10 protein-coding genes are annotated in these 13,391 nt (G+C 73.6%); all 10 read right to left on the bottom strand.

The genetic code is table 11. From position 1 onward, the window contains the following. Positions 1-74 precede the first annotated feature (74 nt). The 10 genes from ACY0MR_RS03925 to ACY0MR_RS03880 are packed head-to-tail and all read right to left on the bottom strand — an operon-like array spanning position 75 to position 13,382. Positions 75-1,328 (bottom strand): DUF4910 domain-containing protein, encoded by a 1,254-nt coding sequence (locus tag ACY0MR_RS03925; protein ID WP_473561680.1) that lies wholly within the window; start codon positions 1,326-1,328, stop codon positions 75-77. A gap of 41 nt (positions 1,329-1,369) precedes the next feature. Continuing rightward, positions 1,370-2,395, bottom strand: a complete 1,026-nt coding sequence (locus ACY0MR_RS03920) for an NAD-dependent epimerase/dehydratase family protein (protein ID WP_404078799.1) — start codon at positions 2,393-2,395, stop codon at positions 1,370-1,372. 3 nt (positions 2,396-2,398) lie between these two features. Next, the gene (locus ACY0MR_RS03915; protein WP_361855526.1) at positions 2,399-3,046 is read right to left on the bottom strand and encodes a PIG-L deacetylase family protein; all 648 of its coding nucleotides are present in this window, start codon (positions 3,044-3,046) and stop codon (positions 2,399-2,401) included. Next, positions 3,043-3,852 (bottom strand): glycosyltransferase family protein, encoded by an 810-nt coding sequence (locus ACY0MR_RS03910; RefSeq protein WP_388794618.1) that lies wholly within the window; start codon positions 3,850-3,852, stop codon positions 3,043-3,045. Before ACY0MR_RS03910 ends, ACY0MR_RS03915 begins: the two co-directional genes overlap by 4 nt. After that, positions 3,849-5,084: a class I SAM-dependent methyltransferase gene (locus tag ACY0MR_RS03905; protein ID WP_388794615.1), complete on the bottom strand. Its 1,236-nt coding sequence runs from the start codon at positions 5,082-5,084 to the stop codon at positions 3,849-3,851. The genes ACY0MR_RS03910 and ACY0MR_RS03905 overlap by 4 nt, the downstream gene beginning before the upstream one ends. After that, positions 5,085-6,359, bottom strand: coding sequence for a glycosyltransferase family 4 protein (locus ACY0MR_RS03900; protein WP_473559113.1), 1,275 nt, complete (start codon positions 6,357-6,359; stop codon positions 5,085-5,087). It abuts the gene before it with no gap. Positions 6,360-6,366: 7 nt separating this feature from the next. Continuing rightward, positions 6,367-7,632 carry an O-antigen ligase domain-containing protein gene (locus ACY0MR_RS03895; protein ID WP_392864147.1) on the bottom strand — a complete coding sequence of 422 codons (1,266 nt, stop codon included), beginning with the start codon at positions 7,630-7,632 and terminating at the stop codon, positions 6,367-6,369. A gap of 13 nt (positions 7,633-7,645) precedes the next feature. Next, a complete protein-coding gene (locus tag ACY0MR_RS03890; RefSeq protein WP_473559112.1) occupies positions 7,646-9,232 on the bottom strand; it encodes a right-handed parallel beta-helix repeat-containing protein in 1,587 nt (528 codons plus the stop codon). 8 nt (positions 9,233-9,240) lie between these two features. Continuing rightward, positions 9,241-11,205 carry a heparinase II/III family protein gene (locus ACY0MR_RS03885; protein ID WP_473559110.1) on the bottom strand — a complete coding sequence of 655 codons (1,965 nt, stop codon included), beginning with the start codon at positions 11,203-11,205 and terminating at the stop codon, positions 9,241-9,243. After that, positions 11,202-13,382, bottom strand: a complete 2,181-nt coding sequence (locus ACY0MR_RS03880) for a bi-domain-containing oxidoreductase (protein WP_392863816.1) — start codon at positions 13,380-13,382, stop codon at positions 11,202-11,204. The genes ACY0MR_RS03885 and ACY0MR_RS03880 overlap by 4 nt, the downstream gene beginning before the upstream one ends. Positions 13,383-13,391: the final 9 nt, after the last annotated feature.

The raw sequence follows: 13,391 nt of genomic DNA, 5'->3' as shown, positions 1-13,391 counted from the left end.
CCCGCCGCACGGGCGGCCGGGCGGGGCCGGCCGGCTCCGCGGTCGTCGTCTTCTCCCTCTCGGTGCTCGTCACGTCACGCCTTGACCAGTCCGGCGGCCGCCAGGGCGTCGGCCGCGCCGGCGACCGAGTCGAACGGCAGCCCGGACCGCTCGGCGACGTCCAGCAGGCCGTGCTCGCCGTCGGACATGCTGAGCACCCAGAGCATGGCCATCTGGGCCTGCTGGGCGTCGCTGCGCCCGCCGAGCGAGTCGTACAGTCCGCGACGGCCCAGCTGGGGCTCGCCGTGCGGACTGAGATTGACGTACCGCCGGTTGCGGTCGAGCACGGCGAACGCCTCGCGGCAGACGGCGAGGGTGTCCTCCATCGCCTCCGGGGAGACGAAGTCCGGGTTGTCCGCCGAGGTGTGGTACTCGGGGTACCCGGCGTACGGGGTCCGGCTGAGGGACCCCACGCCGAGGTCGAACCCGGGGGAGCAGTACTGCCGCTCGTCATAGCCGTACGGCGTGAACTCCTTGATCAGGTGCGGCCGTTCGGAGACGTTCAGGACGTGCGCCATCACCCGGTCGATCTCCGCGTCGCCCCGCCTGCTCCGCTTGTACGTCAGCCGGCCGGAGTCGCCGGCGCAGGCCAGGACCAGCCCGTGCCTGACCCGGTCGATCCGCTCCGCGTTGCGGGCCAGCCAGGTGATCGCCCCGATGGTGCCGGGCGCGAAGATGAACCGGTACGTGTAGTACGGCGTCTCCTCGGCCAGCGCCCTCGCCAGGAACGTGGCCACCGCGACGCCGGCCAGGTTGTCGTTGGCCAGCGACGGATGGCAGACGTGGCAGGAGACGATCACCTCCTCGGCGACCCGGCCGGGCACCACGTGCTCGGCATAGGTCAGGTGCCCGTCCTCCAGCGTGGAGTCGACGCGGACCTCGTAGTCGCCGTCCGGCAGCGCGTCCAGGGTCTCCTGCGCCAGGCAGAACCCCCACTCCGGTTTGTAGTAGCTCGTGCGGTACGGCACCCAGGTCGGATGCTCCGGCAGGGTGTGCAGGTGCGCCCGCAGTTCGGAGAGCGGCATGGTGCGCGCCACGGGCACGCTGTAGCCGAGCACGTGCAGGCTGGACGCGGCGAAGTCCACGACCCGGTGGCCCGCGGCGTCGGCCACGTACGCGTCCCGGATGTTCCACTCCTGCGGCACCGTCCAGTCGAGGACCTGCGTCCCGGTCGGCACCTCGTGGACCTCCAGCGGCAGGTACTCCCCGACGATGTCCAGGGTGGCGCGCACCCCGTCGCCGGTGATGCTCCGGCAGAGCGGGTGCAGCCGCTCCACCAGAGCGTGCATCCGCTCGCCGGCCGAGGTCGCGGGACCCGGGGCGGACGCGGTCACCGGCGCCACCGCAGGGTGTCGTCGACCGCGCCCGACTCCGACGCCGAGCGCAGCACCGCGAGCCGGGTGAACCGCCGCTCGAAGTCCTCCCGTGTCAGCCCGAACGCGCGGTAGGCGTCGGCGAGTTCCAGGGCTCCCCGCTTCACGGTCCACTCGCAGTCGAAGCCGGGCAGCGCCGCCCGGAACCGGGAGAAGTCCACCCGGTACGACCGCGGGTCCGCGCCCGTCTCGCCCGTGATCACCACCTTGGAGCCGTCCACCGCCTCGGCGACCTGCCCGGCGATCTCGGCGACCGTGACGTTGTTGACCTCGCTGCCGATGTTGAAGGCCCGGTCGTGCACCGCCTCCCGCGGCGCGGTCAGCGCCGCGGTGAAGGCCCGGGCGATGTCGGCCGCGTGCACCAGCGGACGCCAGGGCGTGCCGTCCGACATCACCAGGACCTCGCCGGTCAGCAGCGCGTGTCCCACCAGGTTGTTCAGCACGATGTCGGCGCGCAGCCGCGGCGAGAAGCCGAACGCGGTGGCGTTGCGCATGTACACGGGGGCGAAGTCGCCGTCGGCGAGCTCGTGCAGGTCGTCCTCCACCCGCACCTTGGACTCCGCGTACGGCGTCACCGGGCGCAGCGGGGCGTCCTCCGCGACCAGCTCGTCACCGCCGGCGGCCCCGTAGACCGAGCAGGTGGACGCGTACAGGAACCGCCCGACGCCGGCGTCCTTGGCCAGCCGGGCGAGCCGCACGGAGGCGTGGTGGTTGATGTCGTACGTGAGGTCCGGGGCCAGCGACCCCAGCGGGTCGTTGGAGAGCGCGGCCAGATGGACCACGGCGTCCACCCCGGCCACGTGCTCGGCCGTGACGTCCCGCAGGTCCACCCGGTGCCCGGACGGGTCGGCGGGCGACGGGCCCAGCACGCAGTCCGCGAACAGGCCGGAGTCCAGCCCGACGACCTCGTGTCCGGCGGCCGCGAGGACCGGGGCCATCACGGTGCCCAGGTAGCCCTGGTGTCCGGTCAGCAGTACGCGCAAGGTTCATTCCCCCAGGTCGAGAGTGAGTTTGGTGACGGCGAACGCCTCGGCGTAGCGCGCCTGGCATTCGATGCCGCGGATCCGGGCCAGGCCCAGGAAGGCCTCCCGGTCGTACCAGGGCCGGTGCCGCTGCGAGGGGTAGTGCTCCTGCAGCAGCCGGACCTTCTCCTCGGCCACCTCCGGCGCCAGCGGCTGGTACGCCGACGGACGGCCGAGGTCGCCGTCCCACTTGACGATCTCGTAGCCGAGCACGAGATGGTCGCGGAACGCGGTGGGAAGCAGCCGCGCCAGACCGCGGTGGTCCTGGTGGGCGTCGTCGGTCCGCGGCGCGAGGATCAGGTCCGGGTCCGTCCGGGCCCGCAGCTCCTCGACCGCGGACTTGGCCTCCTCCCAGTGCGCGGGCAGCCGGCCGTCCGGCAGCTTGAGCACCGTCAGCCGCAGATCGGCCCCCGGGCAGAACGCGGCGAGCGCGGCCCGCTCCTCCGCCTCGCGCTCGCCTCCGCCGCCGGACAGCACCAGAGCGTCGACCCGCAGGCCCGGCCGCGCGCGGCACAGGGTCAGCAGCGTGCCGCCGGCGCCGATGGCGATGTCGTCGCAGTGCGCCCCCACCGCGGCGATCCGGTCGACGGACCGGGCTCCGAGCCGGATCACGCGGTCCCCACCGGCGCACCCGAGGCGGCACGGTCCCGCTCCCACACGGCCCACGGGCGGTCGCCCCGGGTGTAGGCGGCGTCGAGGGCGGCCCGCTCCTTCACGGTGTCGGTCGGCTTCCAGAACCCGCGGTGCCGGTAAGCCAGCAGCCGTCCCCGCTTGGCCAGTCCGCCACAGCCGTCGGCGACCAGGTCGCCGTCCTCCGGAATGTGGTCGAAGACCTCCTGGCGGAGCACGAAGTAGCCGCCGTTCTCCCACAGCGGCATGTCGCTCACCGCCGTGATCCCGCCCACCAGGCCGTCCTCGCCCAGGTCCACGCAGTGGAACGAGGACTGCGGCGGCACCACCATCATCGACGCGCCCGCGTCGCGCCGGGCGAACCGGTCGATCATCTCCGGCAGCGGGGCGTCGGTGAGCACGTCGGCGTAGTTGGCGAGGAACATCTCGTCGCCGTCCAGGTGGTGCCGCACCCGGCGCAGCCGCTCCCCGATCGGGGACTCGATGCCGGTCTGCGCGAACGTGATGGTCCAGTCGGCTATGTCGGTGGACAGCAGCTCGGTCCGACCGCCCCGCAGCACGAAGTCGTTGGACGTCGTCTCCTCGTAGTTGAGGAAGAAGTCCTTGATGTGGTGGGCCCCGTAGCCCAGGCACAGGATGAACTCCTTGTGCCCGAAGGACGCGTAGTAGCGCATGACGTGCCAGATCAGCGGACGCGGGCCGACCATCGCCATCGGCTTGGGGATGTCGTCGGAGGCTCCGCTGCGCATCCGCAGCCCGTAACCGCCGCAGAACAGGACGACCTTCATCGCTTCACCTCGACGATGCTCAGTTCCGGGATGGGGAAGACCAGGCGGCCGCCCCAGGCGTGCACGAAGGACAGCTGCTCGACCAGCTCGTCCCGCAGGTTCCACGGGAGGACGAGGACGTAGTCCGGCCGGTCGGCGGCGATCTGCTCGGGCGGCAGGATCGGGATGCGGGTGCCCGGGGTGTACCGGCCGTGCTTGTAGGGGTTGCGGTCGACCGTGTACGGGAGCAGGTCGGGGCGGATGCCGCAGTGGTTGAGCAGGGTGTTGCCCTTGCCGGGGGCGCCGTACCCGACGACCGTCTCGCCGCGCTCCGCCACGTCGATCAGGAACCGCAGCAGGTCCCGGCGGACCTTCGCCACGCGCGCCGAGAACTCGGTGTACCCGGACAGCTCCCGCAGTCCGGCGGCCTTCTCCCGGTCGAGCACCTCGGCCACCCGCCGGCTCGGCTCGCCGGCCACCCCGGCCGGACGGGCCCACAGCCGGATCGAGCCGCCGTGCGTCGGCAGCAGCTCGACGTCCACCAGGGTGAGGCCGCCGCTCTCCAGCGCCCGGGCCGCGGACGCGACCGTGTAGTACTGGAAGTGCTCGTGGTAGATCGTGTCGTACTGGTTCTCCTCGATCAGGGTCAGCAGGTGCTGCACCTCGATCGAGACCCACCCGTCGTCGGCGACCAGGGCGCGCAGGCCCTCGGTGAACCCGACCACGTCGGGGATGTGCGCGTACACGTTGTTCGCCACGACCAGGTCCGCCGGGCCGTGCTCGGCGCGGACCGCCGCACCCGTCTCCGGGCTCAGGAACGCCGTGAGCGTCGGCACGCCCGCGTCCCGCGCCGCGGCACCGACGTTCACCGACGGCTCGACGCCCAGGCAGCGGATCCCCCGGTCCACCACGTGCTTCAGCAGGTACCCGTCGTTGCTCGCCACCTCGACCACGAAGGAGTCGGGCCCGAGCCCCACCCGCCCGGCCGCGTCCGCGACGAACGTCCGCGCGTGCTCCACCCAGGAGGAGGAGAACGACGAGAAGTACGCGTACTCGCTGAACGTCTCCTCCGGCGTGATCAGCGGCGGTATCTGGGCCAGCCAGCACCCGGTGCAGACCCGCAGATGCAGCGGGTACGCGGGCTCCGGCAGGTCCAGGGCGTCCGCCGCGAGAAAGCTCTCGCACGGCGGGGTCGCCCCCAGGTCGACGACGCTGGTCAACGCCGCCGAGCCGCAGAGTCGGCATCGTGTCATCTACTTCCCCCCATCTCCGCCCGCGCGGGAGCCCCGCGACGAGCCGGCTTCTTCGTTCCCCACCGGCGGCGGGGCGTCCCCGCCGCCCGACCGCCCCGCGATCGCGGTGCGGTACTCCTCCTCCAGGCGCGCGAGGCCGACGGCGGGGCTGAACCCCTGCTCGTACCGGCGCCGGGCCGCCCGGCCCATCTCCCGGTTGCGCCCCACGTCCTCCGCGACCGCCCGCAGGCGGGCCGCGAGCGAGGACGGGTCGCCCGGCCGGTGCAGCATGCCGGTCACCCCGTCCTCGACGAGCTCCACGAAGGCGCCGTGCGCGGCGGCCACGGCCGGGACCCCGGCCGCCATCGCCTCCGCGACCACCAGGCCGAAGGTCTCCATGGCCAGCGAGGGCGCCACCACGGCCACCGACCGCGCGACGGCCCGCCGGCACTCCGCCGGGTCCCACAGACCCGCGTACCGGACGTCCTCCCGGCCCGCCGCCCAGGCGGTCACCTCGCGCTCCAGCGGCCCGGCCCCGGCGATCACGAGCGGCACGCCGATCCCGCCCGCCGCGGCGAGCTCGTCCCACGCGGCCATCAGCAACCGGATGCCCTTCGCCTCCGCGAGACGGCCGAGGAAGAGCAGCTGCTCACCCTCGCCGGTCCGCTGGACACCCGGGTCCGGCACGAAGTTGTGCTTCACCGCCAGCCGTTCCGACGGCATGCCGGACCGGACCAGGACGTCCCGCTGCGCCGACGAGATGCAGAGGAACCGCTCCACACCGGACCACCACCGGCGCCGGTTGACCGCCAGGCTGACCGCGAGCGGTACCGTCGCGAGCCGGGAGTCCCGGTAGCAGCCGTGCCGCACGGCGGGCAGCGACGCCGCCGACCCCACGCACTCGGTGCACTGCCGGCCGTCGCGGTGCAGCGTGCCCGGCGGGCAGACCTGGGTGTAGTTGTGCAGCGTCGCGACCACGGGCACGCGGGCGTCCGCGCAGGCCGCGAGCACCGAGGGCGACAGCAGCGGGAACACGTTGTGGACGTGCACCACGTCCGGCCGGTCGGCGCGCAGCCGGGCGGTCAGCTCCGTACGCGTCGCCGGGTTCCACGGCACCAGCAGCGGCACCGCCACCTTGCCCAGCAGCGAGCGGGCGGCGATGTCGTCGCTGCGCCGCTCGAACACGTCGACCCGGTGGCCGGCCGCGCGCAGCAGCCCCACCTCCTCGTCGACGACCCTGTTCTCCCCGCTCGGCTGCGCCGAGGAGTAGCGGTTGTGCACCACAAGGACATGCATGCTCAGGTCACCTCCTGGCCCGCAGCGGGCCACGCCGGCGGGGGATGTCGTACGTCGGAAGGGTCGGGGCCGCGGCGGGCGCCGCGAGGAGCGAGGCCGCCAGTGCCAGGTGCAGCAGATAGGCCGAGGCGTCGCCCAGGCCGACCTCGGTGTACGAGGAGATCCCGCAGTACCCGATCAGGAAGATCGCGCACGCCCTCGGGAGCGACGGCGGCCGCAGCAGCGCGACACCGCCGAGCACGAGGACCATCGCCGCCACGAGCGTCACGCCGAGCAGGCCCTGCTCGTCGTAGACCGCCAGCCAGCTGTTGTCGATCGGCAGCCCGTCGAAGGACTTGTCGCCAAGACCGGTGCCGAACACCCTCTCCCCGAGGGTCCGGGGCTCCGCGAGGAGCGCGTCCCAGACCTTGGCGCGACCGGTGAGGTTGGCGAAGTTCTCCTGGCTCTGCCCGCGCAGGAACCACGCCCGCAGCGCGGAGCTGAACACCACCGCCGCCACCGTCGCGCAGAACACCGCCCAGGCGAAGAACCGGCGGGCGGCGCCGCTGGTCAGGAAGAGCGAGCCGATCGCCAGCACCAGCCCGATCAGCAGGCCGAGGGTGGCCGTCCGGGTATGGGTCATCGCGAGCAGGACGAAGGACGGCACGATGACCACCGCGGCACCGGCTCCGGTCGTCCGGCGGCCCAGCAGGAGCAGCACGGCGAGCCCGATCACCACGGCCGCGTACTGCCCGATCTGCGGCGGGGTGAGCGGCCACAGCGCGCCGACCAGCCGCCCGCCGTAGTACTCGGGCATGGCCGTGCCGGGGGAGACCGCCAGGCCCGCGGCCACCAGCACCAGGACCGCGAAGTACATCCGGACGTGGTGGCGGACGAACGTCAGACTCCCGTCCCACCACCGGCTGAGCAGCCACAGCGTCCCCACGAACAGGGCGAGCCGGGCGCACCGGAACAGGGCGCCGTAGGCGGCCTCCTGCTGCACGCTGCCGATCAGGCTCGGCACGAGCAGCAGCGTGAGCAGGAACACGAAGGCGCTGGGCCGGATCCGCAGCCGCGGATTGAGCGCCAGGGCCAGCGCGAACGCCGCGACCAGCGCGCCCATGGTGGCCATCTGGATGAGGGAGCGGGGGATCGCCACGACGGTCTTCGCCCCGGCCGAGCCGAGCGTGTTGAGCCCCAGCAGCGCCCAGACGACGCCGACCGCCTTCGGCGTGCCGCCCGGCCGCGGCACCGGGGCCCGCGCGCCCGCCTCCGTCCGCTCCTCGTCCCTCAGGTCCTCGGGCACGTCAACCACCGGCCCCGGGGGTGAAGCTGCTGCCCGCGTCCTGCCGGTACGGCGCGCCCCGCCACTGCGCGGGACGCAGGACCCGGCCCGGGTCGCCGGCGAGGAAGGTCCACGGCCCGCGGTAGACGTTGCCGTGCCAGCGGTTCCCCTGACGGCGGGTGATCGCCTCGGCCACCCGCCGGCCCCGGTACGGGGACCAGTCCGGCGCGCCGCCCTCGTTCGCGAACACCGCCATGCGGGCGCACTCCGCGCCGCACCCGACGACGGCCGGGTCGAGGGCGAAGAGGTTGCCGTGGACGTCGACCCGCTGCGTCTTCCACCGGCAGTCGCCGTACAGCGGGGCGCTCGCGATCGCGGGCGGTGCGCAGCGCCGGGCGTCCTTCACCAGCAGGGTGCACGAGCCGGTGGAGGTGTTCGCCGGGCTGTTGCAGAACCGGTCGGCGTTCTCCCACAGGGTGATCCCGTTCCAGTTGTCCTCCAGCACGTTCCCGTGGATCTCGATGCGGTCCGTGCGGGCCGGGATCCGCGGCTCGCCGCCGGACTCGGAGACGTAGACGGTCGCGTACGGGAAGTCGTCCCCGTCCGCGGCGTACGCCCGTCCCTCGACCCGGTTGTTCCCCCTGATGGTGTTGTTCCGGATGACCGCGTTGTAACTGGTCTCGTACATCAGCGCGGCACCGTCGTTGGACTCCAGCAGGTTGTCCTCGAAGAGGAAGTCGTTGTTGTTGTTGTCCGCCCACAGCCCGGTGCCCCGGTTGCCGTGCACCCAGTTCCCCCGGACGTCGGCGCCGTCGACCGCCCAGAACTTGACGCCGCCGGTGCAGCCGCAGCCCGGCTGCCGCCGCTCCCAGTCGTCGGTGTTGTTGCCGGTGATCTCGTTGCCCTCGACCACGAGACCGCGGATCGAGTTCCCGGTCTTGTACGCGTTCATGCCGTACTGGCCGTTGCCCCGCAGGCAGCTGGCCCCGAGCCGCTGCCGGGCGCCCGCCATCAGCCCGGCACCGGAGTTGTGCTGGATCGTCGTGTGCTCGATCACCCACCCGTCGGCCATGTCGTGGTTGACGACTCCCTCGTTGTGCGGAGCGACGAAGTGCTCCACGGTCAGATGGCGGACGGTGACGTCGGAGGCGGTCCCGCCGAACGCGTACTGGTTGACCTTCCGGCCGTCCAGCACCGCCCCCGGGGCGCCGAGGTAGCGGTTCCCCTCCTTGGCGATCACCTGGGCGTAGGCGTCTGGCTCCAGCCGGTGCCGGCCCGGGCGTAGCCAGAACGTGGTGTGCGGCGGACTCTTCTCGGTCTTCGCCGCGAGGTCCCCGACGACGGCCGGATCGACCGTCACCGCGCCCGCGGGAGCCTTCACCGGGCCCGCGGCCGTCCGGTCGCAGACCCGGGCCGGAGCGGCGGCGGCCCCCCGGGCCACGGGCGGCGCGGAGGAGGCGGGGGAGTCCTGGACGGGGGACGCCGCGGACGCCCCCGGCGCCGCGGACGGACCGCCCGGCGTCGGCGTGCCCGTGCAGCCGGTCGCCACCAGCGCGACCAGCACCAGCGGTGCCACCGCCCGCGCCCCGTACCGCCCCCCGATCCCCACGCGCCCGCCTAGCCGTCGAACCCGAGCACGGTGGTGAACCCCGAGACGCCGTCGGCGAAGCCGGTGCCGATCAGCGTGGTGGCGGGCTCCTTGCGTCCGAAGCCGGCGGAGTACCAGCCCAGCGGCGGGTGGTTCTCGCCGCGGTGCGCCCGCCAGGACAGCTCCTCGGGCAGGTCGAGCACCGCGGAGCGGTCCTCGCCGTCCCGGGTCCAGGTGAGCAGCGCCCGGTTCCCCGTCAGATCCGCGGAGATCGCCGGTCCGAGGTGGAAGGCCAGGCGCACGGTGCCGCCGCCGCCGACCTCGTCGACCACGCGCAGCTCCCGGCTCGCGCCGGTCAGCTCCACCCGGCGGCGGTGCACGGAGCCCCCGTAGCCGTCGTGCTCGGCGGACCAGCGGGCCGTTCCCCCGGTCTCCGCGCCGGACGGGTCCGCGACCAGCACGCGGGTGCGGGCGTGCCGGGTCCACAGGAACGGGCCGCCGGACACGGACTGGTCGGCGCCGTCCAGTTCGAGGGTGTTGTGGCCGAGGGTCGACCGGAAGTACCGCCGCCACTCCGGCTGCCCGTGGTAGCAGAAGGTCCCGGGGTCGGCGAGCACGTCGACGCCGTCGTGCCGCACCTCCACGGACAGGGCGTCCGCGTGGGCGTGGGCGGCGATGGAGAGGAAGCCGTGGGGGCCGCCGTCGCAGCGGCACCAGATCTCCCCCGGACCGCGCAGGATGGTCATGCCCGCGTCGGCGAAGTGGGCCGGCCGGCGCGCCGGCCGGGTCACCCTCGGCGCGGCCCCGTCCCTCGCGTACGGCCGGACCAGCGCGGTGAGCAGCGGCGTCCGCACATCGGTGCCGGCCACCTCCGGCCACCAGTCGAGCCGGCCGAACAGGGCGTCCCCGGTGGCGAGGAGCGACCCCCAGCGGTCGGTGCCCGCGCCGTCCAGGACCAGGCCGTGTCCGTCGTCCGCGTCCCCCTGGCGCGGCGGCCGTAACCGTCCGTCGACGACGGCGGCGAGGGCGTCGGTCATCCGCAGCAGCACCAGCCGCACGGTCGCGGGGACCGGCACGCCCGCGGCGTCCGCCTCGGCCACCGCGGCGAGCCCGAGTTCGAGGACCAGTCCGTGGTACTCGGTGGCCAGCTCGCGGTTGAGGCCCGAGCCGAAGGTGTTGCTCCGCAGGTGCCGGTCCAGCATCCGCATCGCGTCGGCGCGCCGGCGCGCCGAGTCGGGGAACCAGTCGAACGCGCAGGCCGCGGCGAGCTGCCCGGCGGCCTCCGCGACGACGTGGTTGTTCGCCGAGGAGCCCCGGCTGGGGAAGGCGGCCAGCCAGCGCTGGTGGTGCCAGATCTGCTTGCGCGCCACCGGGTTGTCCTCGAACAGCGCGGCCGCCCCCGGCCAGCCGTCGAGCAGCCGCCGGACCCACACCCAGGAGACCAGCCGGATCCCGAGCTCGATGCCGCTGATCCAGTGCACCCCGCGCAGCGGGGCGTTGGCGGCCCACCACAGCCGCAGGTGCCGGGCCACCCGCTCCGCGTACCGCTCGTCCCCGGTGACCGCGTACGCGGCGGCGAGCACGGTGAGGTACTGGTGCCGGGACGGCTCCCAGATCTGCTTGATGTCCCCGACCACCTCCTCGCGCCGGTACGGCACGTCGAAGGCGTACCCCCACGGCGCCCGGCGGCCGGTCTTGGGGTCGTACCACCAGTCCGGGTCGACCAGGTCGTCGCGGTGCACCCCGAAGAACTCGGCGTGCCCCGCCATCAGCCGGTCCGCCTCGGCCACCAGGCGCTTCGCCGCGTCCGGGGGCACCGAGGCCAGGGTCCCTGCGGGCAGCACGGCGGTGAACCGGGCGCCGGTCGCGTCCGGGCACTCCGGCAGCGCCGAGCGCCAGCGCCGCCGGCGCACCGCGTCGGCCACCCGGCCGCCGACCTCCTCCGGTCCCATCCGCGACAACCGCCGGAGGTACCAGCCCGCGCTCATGCTCATCGCGCCCCCGCCAGCGCCACCGGAGTGCCGCTCGCCAGCGAGTCCCGCACGGCGAGGGTGGCCGAGGTGGTGGCCACGAGCGACTCCAGCGGCACCGGCATCGGGCCGCCCGTCCGCACCGCCTTGACGAACGCGGCCAGCTCCGCGTTCTGGCCCTTGTTCCGGGCCTGCGGCAGCCGCGAGCTGACCCATCGGCGGCTCCCGTAGACCGAGGCGCGGACGAAGTCGTCGAGCCGCAGCACCTTCCCGTCGGCCACCAGGTCCAGCGTCTCCTTGGGGAAGCTGGACGGGCCGGTGGTCACATAGCCGACGGTGGCGGTGGATCCGTCCGGGTACCCCAGGACGACCTGCAGGTCGTCCTGGCCGGACGAGGCGACCGCGTACACCGAGACCGGGTCCGCGCCGAGCAGCCAGCTCGCCGTGTCGATGAAGTGCCCGCCCTCGCCGGCGAAGCGCGAGCCCTCGGTGCCCTGACGGAGGTACCAGCTGCCGTGCTGGAGCCGTCCGGCGTTGACCAGGTAGCGGAGGTGGGCGGGACCCGTCCGGACGCCGAACTGCGCCTTCGCCTCCTGCAGGAGCGGCGCGAACCGCCGGTTGAAGCCGACCTGGAGCCGGTCGTTCCCGGACTCCTCCACCGCCGCGAGCACACCGGCGAGCTCGTCCTCGGTCAGCGCGAGGGGCTTCTCCACGAACACGGTCTTGCCGGCGAGGAGGGCCTTGCGGGTCAGCTCGGCGTGGGAGCTGTGCCGGGTCACGACGAACACGGCGTCGACGGACGGGTCGCCGAGCACCGCGTCGAGATCGGTGGTCGCCTCGGCGAAGCCGAACTTGCGCTGCGCGTTGGCCGCGGACAGCGCCGTCGTGGTGACGACGGTGGACAGCTCGACGCCCTCGCGCCGGGCCAGGTGCGGCAGCAGCATCGACGTCGCGTAGTTCCCCGCGCCGACGAACGCCAGCCGCACCGGCGTCCTCGCCGACCGGGGCGTGGCGGGCGCCCGGCCGCCGCGGCGGACCGCGGGCACGGTGACCTCGGGCGCCTGCTCCCGGCCCGTGTCCTCGGGATACCGGAACAGCACGGCGACGGCCTTCAGTTCGCCGTCCTTCAGCCGCCCGTACGTCTCGACGGCGTCGTCGAAGTCGGCGACGTGGGACACCAGCGGCTCCACGTCGACGCTGCCGCGGGACACCAGGTCGAGGAAGCACGCGAGGTTGCGGCGCTCGGTCCAGCGGACGTAGCCGATCGGGTAGTCCCGCCCCTCCAGCTCGTACTCCGGGTCGTAGCGCCCGGGGCCGTACGACCGGGAGAACCGGACGTCCAGCTCCTTCTCGTAGTACGCGTTCCAGGGCAGGTCCAGCCGGCACTTGCCGATGTCGACGACCCGGCCGCGGTCCCGGCACAGCCGGGCGGCCAGCTCCACCGGCTGGTTGCTGCCGCCGCCGGCCGCCAGATACACCTGGTCCACGCCGTGGCCGTCGGTGAGTTCGGCGACGGCGGCCTCGACGGCCGAGGAGTCGGGATCGCCGCAGGCCGCGGCGCCCAGCCGCTCGGCGAGCTCGCAGCGCGCCGGGTCGGGGTCGACGCCGACGACCCGGACGCCCGCGGCGGCCAGGAGCTGCACCACCAGTTGCCCGATCAGCCCGAGCCCGATGACCAGGGCCACCTCGCCGAGCTGAGGTTCGCCGCGGCGGACGCCCTGCATCGCGATCGACCCCACGGTGCCGAACGCCGCGTGCTGCGGCGCGAGGCCCTCCGGCACACGGGCGTACAGGTTCTTCGGCACCCAGTTCAGCTCGGCGTGCAGGGCGTGCTCGTTGCCCGCGCAGGCCACCACGTCGCCGACCTTCACGTCGTCGATCCCGGGCCCGACCTGCTCGACCACCCCGCACAGCGAGTAGCCGAGCGGCGTGTAGGAGTCCAGCTTGCCCATCACCTTCTGGTAGGTGGCGGGCAGCCCGTTGGTGGCGACGCTCTGCATGACCTTCGCCACCTGGTCCGGACGCGACCGGGCCTTGCCCAGCATCGACATGCCGGCCTCGGACACCTTCATGAGCTCGGTCCCGGTCGAGATCAGCGAGTAGGAGGTGCGGACCAGCACACCGCCCGGCTTGCATCCCGGCACCGGCACGTCGAGCACCGCGAGCTCACCGCTCTTGTAGTTCTGTACAACCTGTTTCACCGAAGTCCC

The sequence above is a fragment of the Streptomyces sp. JN8 genome, from assembly GCF_055808075.1.
This window is presented reverse-complemented; position numbering and strand designations above follow the sequence as displayed.